This is a genomic window from Streptomyces rapamycinicus NRRL 5491 (genome assembly GCF_024298965.1).
Taxonomy (GTDB): Bacteria; Actinomycetota; Actinomycetes; order Streptomycetales; family Streptomycetaceae; genus Streptomyces; species Streptomyces rapamycinicus.
Genome location: NZ_CP085193.1, coordinates 10096953 through 10116334 on the forward strand (window position 1 = coordinate 10096953; position 19382 = coordinate 10116334).

13 protein-coding genes are annotated in these 19382 nt (G+C 71.5%); 5 read left to right on the forward strand and 8 right to left on the reverse strand.

Annotated elements, in window-relative coordinates; translation table 11 throughout:
* Positions 1-106 precede the first annotated feature (106 nt).
* A complete protein-coding gene (locus tag LIV37_RS41770) occupies positions 107-1180 on the forward strand; it encodes a YeiH family protein (protein WP_121823873.1) in 1074 nt (357 codons plus the stop codon).
* Positions 1181-1204: 24 nt separating this feature from the next.
* On the opposite strand, the gene LIV37_RS41775 is transcribed toward LIV37_RS41770, so the two are convergent.
* Together LIV37_RS41775 and LIV37_RS41780 are read right to left on the reverse strand one after the other, a co-directional pair.
* Positions 1205-2887: a tetratricopeptide repeat protein gene (locus LIV37_RS41775; RefSeq protein WP_121823872.1), complete on the reverse strand. Its 1683-nt coding sequence runs from the start codon at positions 2885-2887 to the stop codon at positions 1205-1207.
* Between the two features lie 45 nt (positions 2888-2932).
* Positions 2933-3823: an NAD-dependent protein deacetylase gene (locus LIV37_RS41780; RefSeq protein ID WP_020873103.1), complete on the reverse strand. Its 891-nt coding sequence runs from the start codon at positions 3821-3823 to the stop codon at positions 2933-2935.
* A 91-nt stretch (positions 3824-3914) separates the two neighbouring features.
* Here LIV37_RS41780 and nthB point away from each other — a divergent pair, with 91 nt between their 5' ends.
* Genes nthB through LIV37_RS41795 form a run of 3 tightly spaced genes read left to right on the forward strand, consistent with a single transcriptional unit; the run spans position 3915 to position 5568 of the window.
* On the forward strand, positions 3915-4586 hold the full coding sequence (gene nthB, locus LIV37_RS41785) for a nitrile hydratase subunit beta (protein ID WP_121823871.1): 672 nt from the start codon (positions 3915-3917) through the stop codon (positions 4584-4586).
* The gene (gene nthA / locus LIV37_RS41790) at positions 4583-5185 is read left to right on the forward strand and encodes a nitrile hydratase subunit alpha (RefSeq protein WP_020873105.1); all 603 of its coding nucleotides are present in this window, start codon (positions 4583-4585) and stop codon (positions 5183-5185) included. Before nthB ends, nthA begins: the two co-directional genes overlap by 4 nt.
* Positions 5182-5568 (forward strand): nitrile hydratase accessory protein, encoded by a 387-nt coding sequence (locus tag LIV37_RS41795; protein WP_020873106.1) that lies wholly within the window; start codon positions 5182-5184, stop codon positions 5566-5568. The genes nthA and LIV37_RS41795 overlap by 4 nt, the downstream gene beginning before the upstream one ends.
* Positions 5569-5631: 63 nt before the next feature.
* On the opposite strand, the gene LIV37_RS41800 is transcribed toward LIV37_RS41795, so the two are convergent.
* From LIV37_RS41800 to LIV37_RS41825, 6 genes are all read right to left on the reverse strand, one after another.
* On the reverse strand, positions 5632-5922 hold the full coding sequence (locus tag LIV37_RS41800) for an acyl carrier protein (RefSeq protein ID WP_020873107.1): 291 nt from the start codon (positions 5920-5922) through the stop codon (positions 5632-5634).
* Between the two features lie 131 nt (positions 5923-6053).
* A complete protein-coding gene (locus LIV37_RS41805; RefSeq protein WP_020873108.1) occupies positions 6054-7163 on the reverse strand; it encodes a Rieske 2Fe-2S domain-containing protein in 1110 nt (369 codons plus the stop codon).
* 10 nt (positions 7164-7173) lie between these two features.
* Positions 7174-8646: a cytochrome P450 gene (locus LIV37_RS41810; RefSeq protein ID WP_020873109.1), complete on the reverse strand. Its 1473-nt coding sequence runs from the start codon at positions 8644-8646 to the stop codon at positions 7174-7176.
* Positions 8643-9671: a 3-oxoacyl-[acyl-carrier-protein] synthase III C-terminal domain-containing protein gene (locus tag LIV37_RS41815; RefSeq protein ID WP_020873110.1), complete on the reverse strand. Its 1029-nt coding sequence runs from the start codon at positions 9669-9671 to the stop codon at positions 8643-8645. The genes LIV37_RS41810 and LIV37_RS41815 overlap by 4 nt, the downstream gene beginning before the upstream one ends.
* Positions 9672-9688: 17 nt before the next feature.
* The gene (locus LIV37_RS41820; RefSeq protein ID WP_020873111.1) at positions 9689-15934 is read right to left on the reverse strand and encodes an SDR family oxidoreductase; all 6246 of its coding nucleotides are present in this window, start codon (positions 15932-15934) and stop codon (positions 9689-9691) included.
* Positions 15931-17493 carry an acyltransferase domain-containing protein gene (locus tag LIV37_RS41825; RefSeq protein ID WP_158634845.1) on the reverse strand — a complete coding sequence of 521 codons (1563 nt, stop codon included), beginning with the start codon at positions 17491-17493 and terminating at the stop codon, positions 15931-15933. Before LIV37_RS41825 ends, LIV37_RS41820 begins: the two co-directional genes overlap by 4 nt.
* Before the next feature lie 683 nt (positions 17494-18176).
* Between LIV37_RS41825 and LIV37_RS41830 the strand changes: the two genes are divergently transcribed.
* Entirely contained in the window at positions 18177-19292 is a 1116-nt protein-coding gene (locus tag LIV37_RS41830) for a M24 family metallopeptidase (RefSeq protein WP_020873113.1), read from the forward strand.
* Positions 19293-19382 lie beyond the last annotated feature (90 nt).

The window sequence follows — 19382 nt, forward strand, 5'->3', positions numbered from 1 at the left end:
CCCCAGGGTATGGCCCTGAGCCGGTCGGCAGTCATTCCTGTTGGCTATGACTTCCTCACGATCTCGGGGCTACAACCGTGGTCCGGAGCGCATCAGAGTCGAGGCCATGAGCGAAGATCTGGACTGTCCGGTCCCTACCCGGCCGGAGGCTGAACCGACGCGGGCGTCGTCCCGCCCCGCCATGGCCTCTCTCGTACCTGGTCTGGCCCTCGTCCTGGCCCTCGCGGTGGCGGGCACGGCGGTCGGGAAGGCGTTCCCGCTCGTCGGCGGCCCCGTGGCCGGGATCGTCCTCGGTGTGCTGCTGGCCGCCCTGAAGAGGCCAGGAGCACGATGGCGTCCCGGCATCGGTTTCGCGAGCAAGTGGGTTCTGCAGGTTTCGGTCGTCGTCCTGGGCTTGCAACTGTCGCTGCCCCAGATCGTCCAGGTGGGCGTCGGCTCGCTTCCGGTGATGATCGGCTCGTTGGCGGTCTGTCTGACCGCCGCATACGGCATCGGCGGGTGGCTCGGCATCGCCGGGGACCTGCGCACGCTGATCGGCGTGGGCACGGGCGTCTGCGGCGCGTCGGCGATCGCGGCGACCGCCCCGGTCATCGGCGCGGCGGGGGTCGAGGTGGCCTACGCGGTCTCCACCATCTTCCTGTTCAACGTGGCCGCCGTGCTCACCTTCCCGCTGCTCGGCCATCTCCTGGGGATGAGCCGGCACAGCTTCGGCCTCTTCGCGGGAACGGCGGTCAACGACACGTCCTCGGTGGTCGCCGCCGCCACCAGCTACGGCGGCGCCGCGGCGGACTACGCGGTCGTCGTCAAGCTCACCCGCAGCCTCATGATCATCCCCATCTGTCTGGGGCTGGCCTGGCTGGTGAGACGCCGCGACCGGGCCGCGGCGGAAGCCACGGCCCGTCCCCGGCTTCAGGTGGTCAAGCTGGTGCCCGTGTTCCTGATCGGCTTCCTGCTGATGACCACGGTGAACAGCCTGGGTGTCATCCCGGCCGCCGCCCACCACGGACTCGGCGAGCTCTCGGTCTTCCTCATCACCGTCGCGCTCTCCGCGACGGGCCTGTCCACCGACCTCGCAGCGCTGCGCCGCACCGGCCCCCGGCCGCTCGTCCTCGGTGCCTGCCTGTGGGCGGTGGTCTCGGCGACCAGCCTGGTTCTCCAACTGCTGACCGGTTCCTTGTGAGCGGGAGCCCGGCCGCGCCGGTCTTCATCCGTGAGCTTCTCCGCCCGGGCCGGGCGGACGTGCGCGGCATTCCTCGGCCTCGCGCGGCCGGCCGAGGAAGATGAGCAGTTCGGCGAGGTCTTCCGCCGCGTAGGGGTCGCCCAGATCGATGGCCACGCGGTAGAGGGACACGGCTTCCTCCAGGCTGCCCATCTTCTGCGCGAGCGTGGCCAACGCGTGCGCCGCGTGCTTCGAGCCGTTGTTCAACGCCCGGCGGTACAGTGCGGCGGCCTCCGCCAGACGGTCCGCCCTTTCCAGCAGATCGCCGAGGTTCAGCGCGGCGTAGGGATCACCACCCCTGAGCGCACTGCGATACAGGGCCTCGGCCTCGTCGACGCGGCCCTCCCTCTCCAGGAGGACGGCGAGGTTGTTCGCGGCGTCGAGATGGCCTTTGCCGAGCGCCTGACGGTACAGCGATTCGGCCTCCTGGGCACGGCCGAGCTCACCCAGCAGGAGCGCGAGGTCGTTCGCGGCGTACGGATTTCCCGCGTCCGCGAGGGGCCGCCAGGCCTCTTCGGCGGCCTGGGGCGCGACATCCTGGGCGTTCCTGGCGATGACCCATCGATCGGCGTCGGCATCCGTATGGGCGAGCGCGGCTTCCCAGACCTGGTCCGGGATTTCCGTATCCGCGTGGTCGACCAGATAGTCGAAGGCCAGCCACTTCTCCGTGCCCGCCGGAAGGAGGAGGCTGGTCACTCCGTGGCGCACCTCCGAGGCCCAGTCGAATGCCGTGTCCACCGATTCGAGCCGCGATATCGCCCCCTCGGCGGGCAAGTACCACTGGTGCGCGTCCTCCAGCAAGGCCCGGGGGTAGGGGCCACGCAGACCGCAGCGGGTGAGGTCGACGGCCGCTCTCACCAACGCCGCCCCGCGGGCGTGGCCGTTCCCGGGGCCGGCCCGGCGCCACTCCCGCAACAGGGAGGGTCCCGCCGCCAGATATTCGGCGACTCCGTACATGCCGTGGTGGGTCAGCGCGTCGAGAATACGAGGGTCGTCACAGCGCTCGGCGCGGGAAAGCTCCCCCTCGCTCCAGAGCCGGTCCAGATCGATGACCTCGGCCGCCCGCAGGAGTTGGGCCCCGGAGCCGTGGTCGCGTGCGGCGCTGAACGATTCGAACGGCTTGAGCCGCATCGTCGCGACGACCGGCACCCGCAACCGCGTCAACGCGGCCAGTACGTCGATTTGCAGTCCGCCGGGCCTCAGATACCGTTCCAGGTCGTCCAGCCACACCACACACCGCGAACCGCCGCGCTCGATGGACAGCGGCACACCGGTCAGATCGTTGTCCGCCGACGGCGCGCACACGCGGTACACCGGCAACACCGCCCGTACCGCCTCGAACGCCGCCCGGGTCTTCCCGGCCGTGGAGTCGCCCACCACGAGGACCATGCCGCCGTGCCGCTCGGCTTCGGCGACGCGGCGGCGGATCCGCTCGTCGGCGTCGCGTGCGATGTACGGCGGGACATCGCCGTCCCCGCCACCGGCACCCGGGCGGGACGGGTGGGTGCCCGCCACCAACGCCTCCCACTCACCGGCGAGTGGCCAGTTCCCCGGGTCCTCCGGGAAGGGGGGCGGGTTCGCGCAGGACGATGTGATCGTGAGGTTTTCCAGGTTGCCCGCCTGCACCGCCGCGCCGAAGCATCCCCCGGAGATCTCATTGCTCCCCATGCCGGTCACAATATCCGCGGCCGTGGGGACGGACCGCGGATCCGGCTACTGTGCCGCCCCGGGGATGCCCAGCCGGCCGGCCACGGCGGTGAGGGCCGTTCCCAGCGGGAGCGCGACCCGGGTGACGGCGTGCTGGTCGCCCCGGGTCGGGTCCAGGTTGACGATCAGTACCGGCTTTCCGGCCCGGGCCGCCTGGCGGACGAACCGGAGCCCGGACATCACCGTCAGCGAGGAGCCCAGGACCAGCAGCGAGGCCGCCTCGCGGACCAGTTCGCGGCAGTGCTCGACCCGCTTCGGCGGAACGGCTTCGCCGAAGAACACCACGTCCGGTTTGAGGATGCCGCCGCAGACCGTACAGGGCAGCACGCGGAAGTCCCCGACCTGTTCGTCGGTGAGGTCGGCGTCGCCGTCCGGGTTGATTCCGGCGGCCACCGGCTCGAAGCCCACATTGGCCTCCTCCAGCCGCCGGGCGAGTTCGCGGCGCGGGCTGAAGGTGCCGCAGGAGAGGCAGACGACCCGGTCCAGGCTTCCGTGGAGTTCCACGACGCCCTCGCTGCCGGCCGCCTGGTGCAGACCGTCGACGTTCTGGGTGATCACGCCCGAGAGCAGGCCGTGCCGCGCGAACGCGGCCACGGCCCGGTGCCCGTCGTTGGGGCGGGCGCGGCCGAAGGTGCGCCAGCCGAGGTGGCTGCGGGCCCAGTACCGGCGCCGGGCCCGGGCGTCGGCCGTGAAGTCCTGGTAGGTCATCGGGGTGTGCCGGCTCAGGCTCCCGCCCACGCCCCGGTAGTCGGGGATGCCCGACTCCGTGGAGATGCCCGCCCCGCTGAGCACCAGCACACCGCCGGTGCTCAGCGCGTCGGCGACCGGCTCCGGATCCGTGCTGCCCGGCGGCAGGTCCTCGGCGGGGGTCCAGCTCAAAGTGGGGCGCATGCGCATGCCGCCAGAGTACGGAACGCGACACGGATGACACCTGGCGTATACGATTCGGGCCATCTAGTCCATTATGTCCTATTCAGGGAGTGGTGTCGTGGAGGGGATTGCCGATATGGGCGGCACCCCAGGATGGGGTCCCGTCCATCCGCCGAGGCGTGATGAGCCGGTCTTCGAGGAGCCCTGGCAGAGCCGGGCCTTCGCGCTGGCGACTCTCTCCGGCCGCGTCGCGTACGGCGGCGTCAACCTCGACGCCTTCCGGCACGCGCTCGAGCGTCTGGACCGGGCCGCCTACCTGAACGACGGCTACTACGGGCGATGGCTCAACGGCGCGGAGCTGATGCTCACCGACAGCGCCATCCTGGCGCCGGGTGCCATCGACGCCCGCGCCCGCAACCTACGGGGCGAACACGTGGCGGAGCCACCGATCCCCGAGCCCGCGGTACCCGACTACGCGCCGACCGCCGAGGGCTCGCTGCGCTCCGTGGCCACCGCCCCCGCCTTCGCCGTCGGCGAGCGGGTACGGGCCAAGGCCATGCCGGTGCCCGGGCACACCCGGCTGCCGGGCTATGTACGGGGACACACCGGGACCGTCGAGATCGTCCAGCCCGCCTTCGTGCTGCCGGACACCAACGCCCACTTCCAGGGCGAGCATCCGCAGCACGTCTACTCGGTGCGGTTCGCCTCGCGCGAGCTGTGGGGCGCCGACGCCGAACCCTTCGCGCTCACCGCCGAGCTGTTCGAGAGCTATCTGGAGGCCACCTCATGACCCGCACCGACGGCGGGGCGGGCGAGAGCCCTCCCGCGGCCCTGCGCACCGAGGCGCTCGAGCAACTGCTCACCGAACGGGGTCTGATCGACCCGAAGGCGCTGGACGGGGTGATCACCACCTACGAGACCAACGTGGGCCCGCTCAACGGCGCCAAGGTCGTCGCCAGGGCCTGGACCGACCCGGAGTACCGGCGGCGGCTGCTCGAAGACGGCACGGCGGCCATCAAGGAGCTCGGCTTCTCAGGGGCGCAGGGCGAGCACATCGTCGTCGTGGAGAACACCGCGACCACCCACAACGTGGTGGTGTGCACCCTGTGCTCGTGCTACCCGTGGCCGGTGCTCGGCCTGCCGCCGAGCTGGTACAAGGACCCTGCCTACCGCGCACGCGTGGTGAAGGAGCCCCGCACCGTACTGTCCGAGATGGGCCTCGAACTCGACCACGACGTGCGGATCACCGTCCACGACTCCACCAGTGAGGTGCGCTGGTTCGTACTGCCCGAGCGTCCGGCCGGCACCGGGCACCTGTCCGAGGAACAACTCGTGCCGCTGGTGACCCGGGACGCGATGGTCGGCGTGGCCAAGGTGGTGGCGCCATGACCGCGCCGCTGGACATCGAGGGCCCGGCCGCACCGCCGCGCTCCAACGGCGAGTTGGTGTTCGCCGAGCCCTGGGAGGGCCGCGCGTTCGCCATGGCCGTCAGCCTGTACGAGGCGGGCGCGTTCACCTGGCCGCGGTTCCAGGCCGCGCTGATCGCCCGGATCGCGGCGCGGGAGACCGCGCTGACACGGGACGAGCCATTTCACTACTACCGGCTCTGGCTGGCCGCCCTGGAGGACGTGCTCGTCGGTCTGTGCGCCGTGTCCACGGACGAAGTGAACACACGCGCCCACACCCTGGCGCGACGTCACCCGGGCCACGACCACCGGGACGACCACGACCACGACCACGACCATGGCTCATCGTCCCGGCACCGGCCGTAGACCAGGGTCGTCGTCACGAGCGGGGAACCCCGCGAGGTCACCGAGGCCGCCGCCGTGACGGATTCACGCACCGGAGCCGCCGGGGGCGGGCTGCCGGAGCCGTTCGACCAGCGCGGCCATCCGCCGCACGGTGCGGAAGTTCTCCAACCGCAGGTCGGCGCCGCGGATGGCGATGCCGTACGACTTCTCCAGATGCACCACCAGCTCCATGGCGAAGAGCGAGGACAGTCCACCGGAGCCGAAGACATCCGCGTCGGTCGCCCAGGTCGTCCCCGTGCGCTTCGCCAGGAACCCCAGCATTTCCGTCTGGACGGTGCTGGATTCCGGCACCGGCTGGTCGGATGACGTGGTCATACCCGTTCTCCCTCGTACTCGTAGAAGCCGCGCAGCCCCGCATGAGCCGGTCGACCGATTCGGCGCTCGGTGATCGGCGGCGAAGCGGCCCGGGAGCGGCCTGAGCGCTCCCGGGCCGCCGTCGCCGGTGGTCACTCGTCCGAGCGGCTCGCGCCGGCCCGGGGAGGTCGCGGTGGCATGAGGTCGCCCGTGGGTTCCGTGTAGAACTGCTGCGCCCACTGCCGGTACCGGCCGATCGGACCGTCGCCCTTGGCGAGCTTCGGGTGCTCGACATGCTCCTGGTAGTGCCACATCAGCAGGTCCGCGCCGGTGTCGACGCTCGCCACCCGCTGGAGGACGGCGCTGAGCAGCCGGGCGACGGGCATGGCCGCCGCGCGCCCCACCGTTCCGGGCACGCCGGGGATGCCGTTCAGCTCCAGCTTCGTACCGAACCGGAGCTGGATGCGTCCCGGGCTGGTAGGGGTCGCGTGGAGCATCACATAGAGGGTGCCGGCGTCCCGGGGGAGGACCGTGCGCGCCGCGATGGTGGCCAGTCCGATCACCGTGAGCGTGTAGGACTGGCGGAACCCGCGCATCATGGTGCCGCGGGCGGTCGCGGTGACGGTGCTGGTCGGTTCCCCGGCCACCGGAGTGCCCTCGATGTCGAGACCTTTGAGACCGTGCAACGCCGGCAGATGACCCCAGTCGAAGGCGTTCTCGATGACGTCCTGCGGATGACCGGCGATGTCGAAGGTGTCATGGCTGTACGGCTGCCGGTCGTCCATGGGGAAGACCGGGACCTCCCACTGCGGCGGCACACCGAGGGCGTGCCACCACACGTAGATCGAGCCGTTGGCCTCGCACACCGGGTACTGCGCCAGCGACGCCTTCGGCGGGGGTTTGTCGTAACCCGTGCGCACACAGGTGCCGTCCGGGTCGAACGCGAACCGGTGGAAGGGGCAGACGATGTCCTCGCCCTCGATCGATCCGCCGACCCCGAGATGCGCACCCAGATGCGGGCACCGGGGCCGGACGGCCCGCGGCACGCCCTTGGCCGTCCGGTAGAGGACGACCTCCGTGCCCGCGAGCGGACGGGTGGTGACGGATCCGGGCCGCACCTCGTCGGTGAAGGCCAGACAGAACCAGCCGTTCGGATAGGGGAGGGAAGGAGTCCGCAGGCTGTCGGCCGGGGCCGCGCCGGGCAGGCTGACCCTCCGGGCGTTGAGAAGCTGCTTCACCAGGGGCTTCAGGTGAGGCTTCACGGCATCACTCCTAGTGCTTCACCGGGCAGCCGCCGGCGCCCGGCGGCGTGGATGGCTGGGCGGGTGTGGATGGCTGGGCGGAGGTGGACCGCGGCGTGGCCGCGTGCGCTTCGGCGTCGCCGGTGCCGCTCGTCCGCCGCTCACTGATCCGCAGGCGCAGCCCGCGCGAACTCAGGCTGGTCTCCACCTTGGGCCGGAACGGCTGGTCGCCGACGGGGGTCAGCTCCCAGCGGGCGACGATGGCGGTGAGGGCCAGGATGGCCTCGGTGAGGGCGAACTGGTCCCCGATGCACTTGCGCGCCCCGGCGCCGAACGGGATGTAGGCGGCCCGGTCGGGCTGACCGCCGACCCAGCGGTCCGGGTCGAACCGGTCGGGCTCGGGGTAGAGGTCGGGCCGGCGGTGCAGGAGGTACGGGCTGAGCACGATGGTGCTGCCGCCCTTGAGCCGCACCCCGCCGAGTTCGGTGTCCTGCCGGACCGCGCGGGTCATCATCCAGGCGGGCGGATACAGCCGCAGCGTCTCGGTCACCACCCGGGCGGCCAGGTCGAGCGAGGGCAGCTGCGCGGGGTCGGCCTTCCCACCGGCCAGGACCTGATGGGTCTCGGCCCGGAGACGGTGCTGGACGTCCGGGTTGGTGGCGAGCAGGTGCATGGCCCAGGCCAGGGTGATGGCCGTGGTCTCCATCCCGCCGAGGAAGAACGTGAGGGCCTCGTCCGCCAGTTCGGTGTCGCTCAGTTGCTTCTGGCCGTCCTGGCTCTCCTCGTCGACCGCCCCCACCAGCGTGGAGAGCAGGTCGGCATGGTCGGTCGGATCGGCACGCCGCTCGGCGATGATCTCCGCGATGGTGGCCGACAGCCGGTCACGGGCCTGGTCGTATTGCCGCTTGCGCGGAGTGGGCACCCGGCGCAGCAGGGCCGGTGTCATCATTCGGCGGAAGAACGCGGTCACGATGGTGGAGGTGTCGGCAAGGGCCCGCCGCATGGTCTCGGCGGGCAGCGAGCCGCTGAACATCGTCTCCATGGTGGCGCGCGTCGTCAGCGTCATCATTTCCTGGGTGATGTCGAGGACGTCGCCGTCGCGCCAGGATGCCGCCTTCACCTCGGCCGCCCGGGCGAACACCGCCCCGTACCCGGCGAGCCGGGTGGGGTGGAACGACGGCTGGCACAGCCGCCGCTGCCGCCGGTGCAGGGGGTACGGGCAGGTGGACAGGCCGTCGCCGATGACCTCGCGGATCCGGTCGTAGATCGGGCCGCCCTTGTCGAAGACACGGTCGTTCAGGAACACCTGCCGGGTCAGGTCCGGATCGCAGATCATCATGGCGGTACTCGGGCCCAGCCGCACGCGGACCATCTCGCGGTACCCGGACAGGGACATGATGAACGCCAGCGGATCGCGGAGCAGGGGCAGCGCATGGCCCAGCAGCGGCAGGGCCCGCGGAGCCAGCGGCACCGACGCGGCGGTCGCCGTACTCGTGTCCGTCATGGACAAACTCCTTCTGTTTGTGAGCGACCGGCGGGTGCCGCGGCGACGGGATCGCGGGTGACCTCGAACAGCGCGGTGGTCCAGCGGAAGCCGACCCCGAAACTCACGACGAGGACGCGTTCCCCGGCCCGCAGCGTGCCGGAGCGGAACGTCCGGTCGAGGGCGAGCAGGACGTCGGACGGACCGGCGTGGCCGATGTGCCGGCCGTAGGTCCAGCTGGTGTCGTCGGCGCGGAGGCCGAGCGGTGAGCCGCTGAGCAGCATGTCGAGCACGACCGACCCGATCGCGATGGGCACCACGTGCGCGATGTCCGCCGGTTTCACCCCGGCCTCGTCCAGGACGGTCTCGATGCAGCGGTGGGTGGCCCGTTGCAGCACGTCGATATGGGGCATGAACCCGGTCTCCTCGACGGGGGACCGCCGGGCCACACCGGTGTAGCCCTCCCTGGCCCGGGTCTGCCCCTCCAACTGCGACTCCGTGACATGGGCGGTCGCCACCAGGCGGGCGAAGCCCGTCCCCCGGGTGAGGACGGCGGCGGCGCCCGCGTCACCCGCCACGTAGCCCAACTCCCGGGAATAGCCCCACCGTTCGTCCGGGAACCGGGCACCGGTCGTGACCAGCGCGGCCTTCGCGTCCGGCCGGGCGGCCAGGTGGTCGGCCGCGGCGACGAGCGCGGCGGCCCCGCCGTCACTGGCGGCACCGACCTCGATCCCGGCGGTGTCCCTTCCCCCGAGCACCCGCATCAGGTACGCCGAGGGCGTGTAGTGGTCCCCGTCCTGGAAGCCGGCGTGCACGAGCAGACTCAAGCAGGCACTGGCCACGTCCGCGTGGCGCAGTGCCTTGAGACCGGCCCGGGCCGCCATCTGTGTGGCCGTGTTGTCCTTCGAGACGGCGGCCGAGGTGAATCCGTTGAGCGCCATCATGGAGGGCTGTCCGGCGCCCGGTCCGCCCCGCGGCTCCTGCTCCGGCCTGATGGGGGGTATCCACGCGCCGGTCCCGGCGATCGTGATGTCCTGCCACAACACTGCTGTCTCCTCCGCTGTCACGAAAGGGGCGACTGGGGAACGCGGGCGCGCGGCCGGACCAGCTCTCCGCTGTGGTCCAAGGCGTGCGCGGTGACCCCGGTGATACGGGCCAGCACCCGCCCGCGACCGCTCACGGCGGTCAGGTCCCCGGTGGCGAAGTCGCAGTGCAGCCGGATGGCCGGGTGCTCCGCGCTGAGCAGGCAATCGTTGCCCGGCCCGCTGAGCTCGACCTCGTCGAGGCCGGCCATCGGGCCGACCAGGGGCGGGTGGTCACCGCGCGGTGGCAGCAGCAACAGATGCACCATCGCGTCCAGCAGGATCGCCGGTACGGTCATCCCCGCGAGGGCCGGAGCCCAGGCGGCGTGGTCCAGGCCGAACCTGGCGCTGTTCCCGTCCGGCCCGCGGGCGTAGTCGCTGGTGCCGGCGAACGGGCCGGTGAGCGAGATCGGCGGGTCGGGGGAGTAGACCGGCATCGCGAAATCCGGTTCGGGGTCGTGGGACGAGAAGTCGGGTGGCCCGGCGAGCACCGGGTAGCGGTCCGCCAGCACGACCGTCGTCTCGCACAGCAGGTCGTTGAAGCGCAGCACCTTGCCGTTCTTGCCGATCCGGTGCGCCGTCATCCTGACGGCCACCTCGGCGCCGTCGCGCCTCCGGCTGGTGACCCGGGCCTCCACCGCGACGGTGCGCAGCGGTCCGGCGAGCCTGACCGTGATCGACGTCCGGCAGACGAGACCACGGAACCCGGTGACCACGAGGCCGGGGCACAGGGCCGCGGCCGCGGCGGCCGCGGCTTCGAGGGTGAACGTACCTGCCAGCGTGTACTCACCGTTGACCCGGTGGTGACGCATCCACCGCCCGTCCCGCTCGGCCAGGGTGCTCGGATCCCAGGTCTTGGTGAAGACGGCCCAGCTCTCGCCACGGTGCAGAACACCGTCGAGCAGCGGACTGGTCAGCGACGGATCCGGCGGGGCGGGCGGCGGCGCGTCCGGAGCGGGGATCCGCGGCTCGCCGGAGGAGCCGTAGGCGCTGATCCCGCGCGGACCGTAGGTGCTGATCCCGCGCCGGGCCAGCAGGACGCGTTCGTCCTCCCGGATGAAGAACGCCACCCCGCCGGCCGGTGGCCGGGTCATGGCGGAGAGGAACTGCGCGCACCCTTGCTCGGTGCTGATGTAGGCGTCCATCTGGTTGCGTTTGAGGGTCTCCCGCATGGTGACGCTGCTCGCGACGCCGACCTCGCGCCAGCCGCTCCAGAGGATCGCCAACTCCTGGTGGCCCACCGGTCCGTGCCGCTGGGCCCAGGCGCTCGCGTACGCGAGGTACTCGTTGACGGCGCAGTAGTCGACGTCACCGGGCGCGGGAGCGAGCGTCGCCAGGGTGCTGAAGTTGCACCAGATCCGGGGCGGACGCCCGGCCAGGGCCCGTTTGAGGTTGCGGTAACCGGTCGCCTTGGTGGCCCGGACCGCCCGGAAATCGGTCAGGGTCTTGGCGTGCAGCGCCCGCGACCGCAGGTCGAGGACGGTGTTGATGAGCAGGTCGATCCGTCCGTGCCGGTCGACGACCTCGCTGAGGACGGCGGTGGTGGCCTCGGAGTCGAGGACGTCGCATACGCGGTGGTGGACCCGGTCCCGACCGCACAGCTCCGTCAGCCGTCGCACGGTACGGCGTACCTCCAGGCGCGCCTGGGCCTTCTCGTAGGCGGCGCGCAGCTCGCCCACCGAGGCGCCGGGGCGTCTGCGGTGTTCGGCGGCGATGAACTCGGCCTGCGGCGGCAGCGCGTCGTCGGTTTCCGGCAGTGGGGTGCGGCCGATGACGTACACATGCGGCCGGTCGCTGGTGCGGGCGATCGCGTGGAGGAGCTCGGGGGTGATGCCCCGCGCGCCGCCGAAGGCGACCACGACCGCGCCGGGTGGCAGTGAGGCGGCTCCCGCCGGGGGCGGCGGAGCGTGGTCGTCGGCGACGGCCAGGGTGAACCAGTCGCCCCCGCGGCAGGCCAGTGTGTGGGTCGGCACCTGGGCGGAGCCCGCCAGTGCCAGCTGGTCAAGGGCGGTCGCGGCGTCCGGCGCGTCGCTGAGCAGGGTCACCCCGCCGCACTGCGGGACCTCGGCCCGGACGGAGCGGACCAGGCCGGTGAACAGCCCGCTCAGCGGGGGTGGCAGATCGTCCGGCACCGCGCCGAGCAGGAGTGCGCCGAGCGAGCCGCCGGTGCGCAGCGCGGGCAGCGCCGCCTGGAGTGTGGTGAACGTGAGGTCCTGAAGGTCCTCCATCCTCGTGGCCTCGGCGTCGTCGCTCCCGTCGTCGCGTCGGTCGTCGCGTCCGTCGTCCAGGACGGGCAGCCGGGACAGGACCCGGATATGGCGCGGGATGAACGGCAGGCCGGCCAGGGCGCCGGGGGCCTCCTCGGGCGGGACGTGGATGGCGGCTCCGAGGCCCGGCCGCGGTGACCAGACGGCGGTGTCCGGGCCGGTGGCGGCCGCGGCGAGATCCGGGGTGTCGGTGATGACGATGGTGCCCGGCGGGATCGATCGCGTGGCCGAGCCGCCCTGCGGCGGGGGCGTCGGGACGAATCGGAGGGTCTGGCGGCGGCCGGTGAAGTCCTCGGCGGGCTCCGGACCGGCCGGGCCGGGCGCGGTGCGCTCGGGCGCGGTGCGCTCGGGCTCAGTGTGTGCGGCCGTGTCCGACCCGGTGTGTGCGGCCGTGTCCGACCCGGTGTGTGCGGCCGTGTCCGGCTCGGTGTGTGTGGCCCGGTCCGGCTCCTCCTGGGCCGGGCCGTGGTGATGCGGGCCGTCCGGCCGGGTGAACCGGATCAGTTGTGATCCGGCGGCGGCGGGTGTCACGACGGTGTCCGCTCCGGTGGAGACGGCCTTGAGGACCGTCAGCATGGCGTCCAGCGACAGATAGGTGTGTCCGGCGTCGGCCAGTACGGGAAGGGCGTGTCCGGGCGTGGCCGGGGGCCCGGGGTCGGTGGCGTCGACCGCGGTGGAGAGCGAACCCAGGACGGGCAGGTCGTGCTCCAGCGCGGTGGAGAGCCGGGTGACCGCCAGGACGGCGGCGCCTTCCGCGATGGACCGGCCCTCCGGCACCAGATCGTCGAGGTGGCGGTCCCAGCCGCTGATGGGCCGCTGGCACACCGCGCCGACGAGGGCGAGATCGCAGGCGCGGTGCCGGAGTTGCCGCAGGGCCACGTCGAGGGCGGTGTGCGTGGAGTCCCGGTGGGCGTAGACGCTGGTGCCCATGCCCCGGAAGTCGTAGTAGTTGGCGGCCCGCCCCGACAGGATGCAGGAGACCGCCCCGGTGAAGTCGTCCTCGTTCAGATCGCCCGGGATCACCCCCTTGGCCTCCGCCATCCCCTTCGCGAGGTACTCCTTGAGCGTCCGCGCCTGCACCGGGTCGGGCAGGAGGTCGAAGGTGGTGGCGCACTCGCCGGCGTGCACCCGCAGCGCGGCCCGGGTGTTGTGCGTGGTCGGCAGCGTCGCTCCCACGACCACCGCCGTGGTGGGCCGCAGGCTGACGCCCGGCTCGCCGAGCTGGTCCAGCAGCGGGCCGAGAGCCTGGAGCATCATCAGGTGGGCGGGGTCCATGTGCCGCATCGTCAGCGGCGGGATGCGCACCTCACGTGGGGACGGCAGGGGGTACGGCACACCGAACCCGGCCTCCGGGAGCGGGCCGTCACCACTCAGCCAGGCGGGCACCTGGGCGGTTTCCAGGCCGGGCAGATGGGTGTTCCAGCCCACGACGACCAGTTGCTCCGTGTCCGCGGGGGCTTCTCCGCCCCGCCGCCGCGTGGGGGCGGCCCGTGGCACGCGGTCGGACAGGACCACGTGCGCGTCCGCTCCTCCGAGGCCGAACGACGACACCCCGACCACGCGCGGCCGTGCGTCGTCCGTCGGCCAGGGCGCGTCCCTGACCGGTACGGTCAGCCGTGTGCCGTCCTCCAGCAGTGGGTGCGGATCGGTGACCACGGGCTGACCCGGGACCGCCCCGCGTTCGAGGGCGACCAGCGCGTGCGCGACCGAGACCAGGCCCGCCAGTACACCGGTGTGCCCGAAGACCTGCTTGTTCGACGTCAGCAGGCACGCCCGCTTCCGCGGCCCCAACCGGGAGAGCAGCGAGCGCAGTTCGATCTCGTCGCCCACCGGCGTGCCGGTGCCGTGTGCCACCACCCAGTCCACGTCGTCGGCCTCGACGCCCGCGTCGGCCCAGGCTCGGGCGATCGCCAGCTCCTGCCCGCGCGTGGCCGGGGCGTGAATGCCCTTTCCCCGGCCGTCGGCGGCCAGACCGGTGCCCCGGATGACACCGAGCACCCGGTCGCCGTCCGCCACGGCCCGCGCGTACGACTTCAGGGCGAGCATGATGGAGCCCTCACCGATGAGGGTTCCGTCCGCCGCCTTGTCGAAGGGGCGTATCCTGCCGCTCATCGAGATGCCCTGGGCCCGGCAGAAGAGGGTGAACCCGATCGGCTCGATCACCGAGGTGCCACCGGCCAGCGCCACATCGCAGGAACCCTCGCGCAGCGCCTTGACCGCCGCGTCCAGAGCGAACAATCCGCTGGCACAGGCCGCGTCGAGGGTCAGGTGCTGCGAATCGTCGGGGATCAGCCCGCGCAGCGCGTCGCGGGAGACGGACGCGGGCAGGTAGGCCTTCGGGTCCCCGCCGTCGCCACCGTAGTGCGCGCTGATCGCGTGGTCGGCCAGCTCGGCCAGCCAGTCGCCGTCCTGGTCGGCGGGGATCGCCTCGCGCACCATGCGCCGGTACTCGTCCCCCAGCACGACACCCTGGGGGCCGAGCCCCGTCTGGTCGTGGATACCGGTGGTCGTGGCGAGCCAGCGGTCCGTCGGGCGTCGGTGCACTCCGGCCAGGGCCTGGACGGCGCAGTGCCGCAGCCAGCGAGTGGTACGCGGCCACCCGGGGTGGCCGACGTTCCCGTCCGGTTCGGCGATCGAGGCGGGGTCGGGGACGAAGCCGTGGACGTACGCGGCCTCGCGAACGTAGAAGGCGTCGGTCTCCTCCCGGGTGGGCGCCCAGAAGTGCTTCAGGTCGAAGGCGGACGGCTCGCTGCAGAGCAGGACGCCCTCCCGTAACCGGTCCCAGAACTCCGCCGTGTTGTTCGCGCCGGGCAGGACCAGACCGAGGCCGACCACCGCGACGGCTTCGGGGTCCGCCTCCGGCGCTTGGCCCTGTGCCGGGGCCGCCACCGATGCCAACGCCGGTGCCGGTGCTGGGGTCTCCGGGGTTCGCTCCGGCGCCGGGGCGGCCACCGGAGCCGGTGCCGATGCGGGTGCGGGGTGGGGAGCCGCCGGTCGTTCGGGGGCGGGTCGGCTCGCCTCGGTGGACGTCGTCGCTCCGGTCGACGTCGTCGCTCCGGTCGACGCCGTCGCCTCGGCCGACGCCGCCGCCTCGGCCGACGCCGTCGTCACTGCCGCCGCGGGCACCGGTTGGCGCCGGGCGGGCCTGCTCACCTGGTCCGCCAGCCTGCTGTGCAACCGCAGGCCCTGCATCCCGCCGATGCTGATGCCGCCGTCGGCGACGATCGTCTGCCCGGTGATGAATCCGGCGTCCTCGTGCAGGAGGTGGACGATCAACTTGGCCGCCTCCGGCGTCGAGACGGTACGGCTCATCAGCTCGCTGGCCTCGGCCGGGCCACCCGGTGTCGCCGCCGGGCCGTCGAGGTTGACGACGATCTCGCTGGCTACGGAGCCCAGCAGCACCGTGTTGACCCGGATGCCCTGGCCGACCAGTTCGAGCGCCAGATAGCGGACCAGGGACTCCAGGGCCGCCTTGGTGACACCGCCGGGGCCGTAACCCTGAACCGGCTGGTGCGCCCCGACGCTGGAGAGACAGAGGATGCTCGCGCCGTCTCTTCCCGCCATCAGTTCGGCCGCGCGGCGCGAACAGTGGTAGGCCGCCATCACGTTGGTGGACCACGCCCGCTGCCAGTACGTGTCATCGATGTCGAACAGGGGCAGGAAGGCCCCGCCCGCGGCGTTGTTGATCAGAATGTCCAGACCGCCGTGCCGCTCCTGGACCAGGTCGAACATCCGGTCGATCTCGCTGGTCTTGGCCACCGAGGCACGGATGAACTCGCAGCTGTGACCGGCCTGTTCCAGCTCCGCCCGCAGCTGCTTCGCCTGTTCGACCGAATGGAAGTAATTGACGATCACGTGGGCCCCGCTCCCCGCCAAGCGGCGCACGATGTCCGCGCCGAGGCTCTTCGCGGCCCCCGTCACCAGGGCGACCCGACCTCGCAGGTTCTCTGTGGGGGTCATCGTCCGGCGGCCCCCGCTCGGGCCTGCACGACGGCCTCCGCGATCCGGCGCAGCGTGCCTACGGTCAGCAGAGAGGAATTCGCCCGCAGATCGGGCAGGTCGTACCGGTCGGACACCATCCCGAGCAGGGCGACCTGCTTGAGCGACTCCACACCCAGCTCGGCCTCCAGGCCGTCGTCCTCACCGAGCAGATCGGGCGGGTAGCCCAGGAAGTCGCCGTAGAGCGTCCGCAACTCCGCCAGCACCGTCTCATAGTCCGACCCGGCGGACGACGGCGAGGCGACCGGGGCGACCGGGGAGGCCGGGGCGACCGCGACTGGGGCGACGACGGTCGAGGCGGCCGCGACCGGGGCGGCGGCCGGGGCGACCGCGACCGGAGTGGCCGCGACCGGAGCGAACGGGGGAGCCGGAGCCGGAGGAGCGGCGGGGACCGGGGAGGAGACGGGGGCCACATAAGACACGGGGGCCACATAGGACACGGGGACCGCCGGTGGTTCGGACACGGCGGCCCGCACCGGCAGATCGGTGACGGGGAGTGTCGCGACCGGCCCGGCCGGCGCGGGCTCACTCACCCGCACGACGGGGCCATGCCCGTTGCTCGACGGTGCCGCCAAGCGTGAGCGGAACGGGCCACCGCCGGTGGACTCGTCGACCAGCGCCCGGACGGCCTCGACCGGGTCGCTCTCGCTCAGCGGAACGACACACTGCACCCCGGGGATCGAGGCCTCGACGAACTTGGTGACGACGGGCCACTCCCCGCACTCGACGAAGGCGTCGGCGCCGGCCGCGTGCAGCTCACGGATGGTGTGCAGCATCCGGACCCGGGAGGTGAGCGCGCCGGCGACCAGGTCGACCGGGTCGTCGTCGCCGACATCCCGCCCCAGCCATGGTGAGCACACCCGCCAGCGCCCGGCACCGTACGGCACCCGTGGCGCGGATTCCCGCAGGTCTCGCGCGGCCTGCGCCATCGCCGGAGTATGGGTCGGATGTGGGACGTCGAGCTGGAGACTTGGCCAGCCGAGCGCGTCGGCCACCCGCTCCACATGTTCGATCAACGCTTCGGGGCCGCTGATGACGCTCTGCCGGGGGGCGTTCTCGCAGGCCAGTACCAGGTGCGGATGGTTGATCAGCTCGGCGAGCGACTCCGCCCGGCGGCCGTCCACTCCGACCGCGAGCATCTTTCCGCCCCAGCTCTGCCGGGTCAGTACCTGGGACCGGGCCACGGCCAGGCGCGCGGCGTCCTCCACGGACAGATGACCCGCGGCGGCCAGGGCCCACAGTTCCCCGATGCTCTGCCCGACGATCGCGATGGGTTTGGCGCCTTCGGCGATCAGCATATGGTGCGTGGCGATGCTGACCGCGAAGATCTCCAGATATTGCACCTCGGGGCCGCGCCGGTCACTCGTCTCGTTTTGTTCGACAAGCCGGGCACTGATGTTGGGCAGCCCCATTTCCTGGGCTGCCTTGTCGATGCGCGACAGCGTTTCACGTACGGCCTCGTACCGGTTGTATAAGTCGCACAGGATGCCTCCGCGCGGGGCAGCGACCGTTCCCGGCATGACAAAGACAGAATCCACCACGTGCATCACCCTCATCTCCCGTCCCGACCGCCGACGATGTTGCATTGGCTTAGCCGGGCCCTGAAACGCCACGACGGCGCGATGAAATCGACGACATACGTCCGCTTGCTGCGGTATATCGGAGCGGCGAGTCCAGCGAAAAAAATTCGACCCTGGCCACCCATTGTTGGTGGCCATTCCCGCAAATGCGTGACCCTGAAGAGGGTTTTCCCGGCTGATCGGGTTCGCTAATTAAGGTAACTGTGCTTCTTTCGGGGGGTCAACGATCTTAGGGTCTCAGTTTCGGCCTAAGCTGATCGCGTTCATGACTAGTGAATTATGTGGCGTCAGGGGGCGATTGCGGTCTTGCCGCCCGCCAAGGCCTCGTGTTAGCCGCGTGGGGCCAAATATGGCGCCAATGTCTGGAATGCCTGTTCTGGTTCAAGGTGATTGGGGCGTTTGAACGTGATACGTCCGGGATCTCGACCGCCTTTCGGTGAACCAATTTGGCCGAGACCGAGTGCTTGTGTGCACCAATCAGTTCTTTAGCTGTTAGTGCTCCGGTCGGATTTAAAAAAGTGTGCCAAGCAGGCGAAAATGATGTCGCCGGAGAGCCCCTGTCCGGTCGAGGATGGTCTGGCCTGCTGCCTCAGCCGGCCCGACACCAGGATGGAGAACTTCCCGTGATCCTCACCGACCTCTACCCCGCCGACCGTCTGGAGCGCGCCCGGGAGGCCGCCGCCGAAGCGGGTCTGGGCGCGCTGCTGATCAGTCCCGGCGCCGACCTGCGCTACCTGACGGGTTATCACGCACTTCCCCTGGAGCGGCTCACCTGTCTCGTGCTCCCCGTGGACGGCGAACCCCTCCTCCTGGTGCCGGAGCTGGAGCGGCCCGCCGCGCTCGCGTCCCCCGCGGGGAACCTCGGGATCGAGATCGCCGGATGGGCCGAGACCGAGAACCCGTACGCCCTCGTCGCGGCCAGGCTGCCCGCCGGTACGGCCCGGGTCGGCGTCGACAACCACATGTGGGCCGAGAAGGTCGTCGCCTTCCGCGCCGTACTGCCCGACGCCGACCAGGCGCTCGCCGGAGAGGTGCTCGGCCGGCTGCGGATCCGCAAGACCGAGGCCGAGGCCGAGGCGCTGCGCCGGGCGGGGGCGGCCATCGACCGGGTGCACGCCCGCATGGGCGAGTGGCTGCGCGCCGGGCGCACCGAACGCGAGGTCGGCCGGGACATCGCGGACGCCATCGTGACCGAGGGCCATGTGCGGGCCGACTTCGTCATCGTCGGCTCCGGACCCCACAGCGCCAGTCCCCACCATGAGCTGTCGGACCGGGTGATCCTGCCCGGTGACCCCGTGGTGGTCGATATCGGGGGGACCACCGAAGACGGCTACTGCTCCGACTCCACCCGCGCTTACGTCGTCGGCGAGCCGCCGGCCGAGTACCGGCGGCTGTACGAGGTGCTGCTGACCGCTCAGCGTGCCCAGACCGATGCGGTGCGGCCCGGTATCACCGCCGAGCAGCTGGACGCGATCGGCCGGGATGTCATCACGGACGCGGGCTTCGGGCCGCACTTCATCCACCGCACCGGTCATGGCATCGGGCTGGAAACGCACGAGGAGCCCTACATCGTGGCGGGCTCCGCCCTGCCGCTGGAGCCTGGTATGGCCTTCTCCGTCGAGCCGGGCATCTACCTTCCCGACCGGTTCGGAGCCCGCATCGAGGACATCGTCATCTGCACCGACGACGGCGGTGAGCGGCTCAATCGCACCAGCCGTGAACTGGTCGTACTGCCCTGACCGTCCCCGAGCCGGGTTCGCTCCTGCCGCGGCCGGTCAAGTACCGCCGTGCGCCGAGTCGTTGACAAAGTCGATGAGCGGTAGAAATCT

What these genes read in the sequence shown, in the direction of transcription:
- LIV37_RS41775 (WP_121823872.1), bottom strand. Translation starts at nt 2,887, where the DNA reads ATGGGGAGCAATGAGATCTCCGGGGGATGCTTCGGCGCGGCGGTGCAG.
- LIV37_RS41780 (WP_020873103.1), bottom strand. Translation starts at nt 3,823, where the DNA reads ATGCGCATGCGCCCCACTTTGAGCTGGACCCCCGCCGAGGACCTGCCG.
- LIV37_RS41810 (WP_020873109.1), bottom strand. Translation starts at nt 8,646, where the DNA reads ATGACGGACACGAGTACGGCGACCGCCGCGTCGGTGCCGCTGGCTCCG.
- nthA (WP_020873105.1), top strand. Translation starts at nt 4,583, where the DNA reads ATGACCCGCACCGACGGCGGGGCGGGCGAGAGCCCTCCCGCGGCCCTG.
- LIV37_RS41770 (WP_121823873.1), top strand. Translation starts at nt 107, where the DNA reads ATGAGCGAAGATCTGGACTGTCCGGTCCCTACCCGGCCGGAGGCTGAA.
- LIV37_RS41795 (WP_020873106.1), top strand. Translation starts at nt 5,182, where the DNA reads ATGACCGCGCCGCTGGACATCGAGGGCCCGGCCGCACCGCCGCGCTCC.
- LIV37_RS41820 (WP_020873111.1), bottom strand. Translation starts at nt 15,934, where the DNA reads ATGACCCCCACAGAGAACCTGCGAGGTCGGGTCGCCCTGGTGACGGGG.
- LIV37_RS41800 (WP_020873107.1), bottom strand. Translation starts at nt 5,922, where the DNA reads ATGACCACGTCATCCGACCAGCCGGTGCCGGAATCCAGCACCGTCCAG.
- LIV37_RS41825 (WP_158634845.1), bottom strand. Translation starts at nt 17,493, where the DNA reads ATGCCGGGAACGGTCGCTGCCCCGCGCGGAGGCATCCTGTGCGACTTA.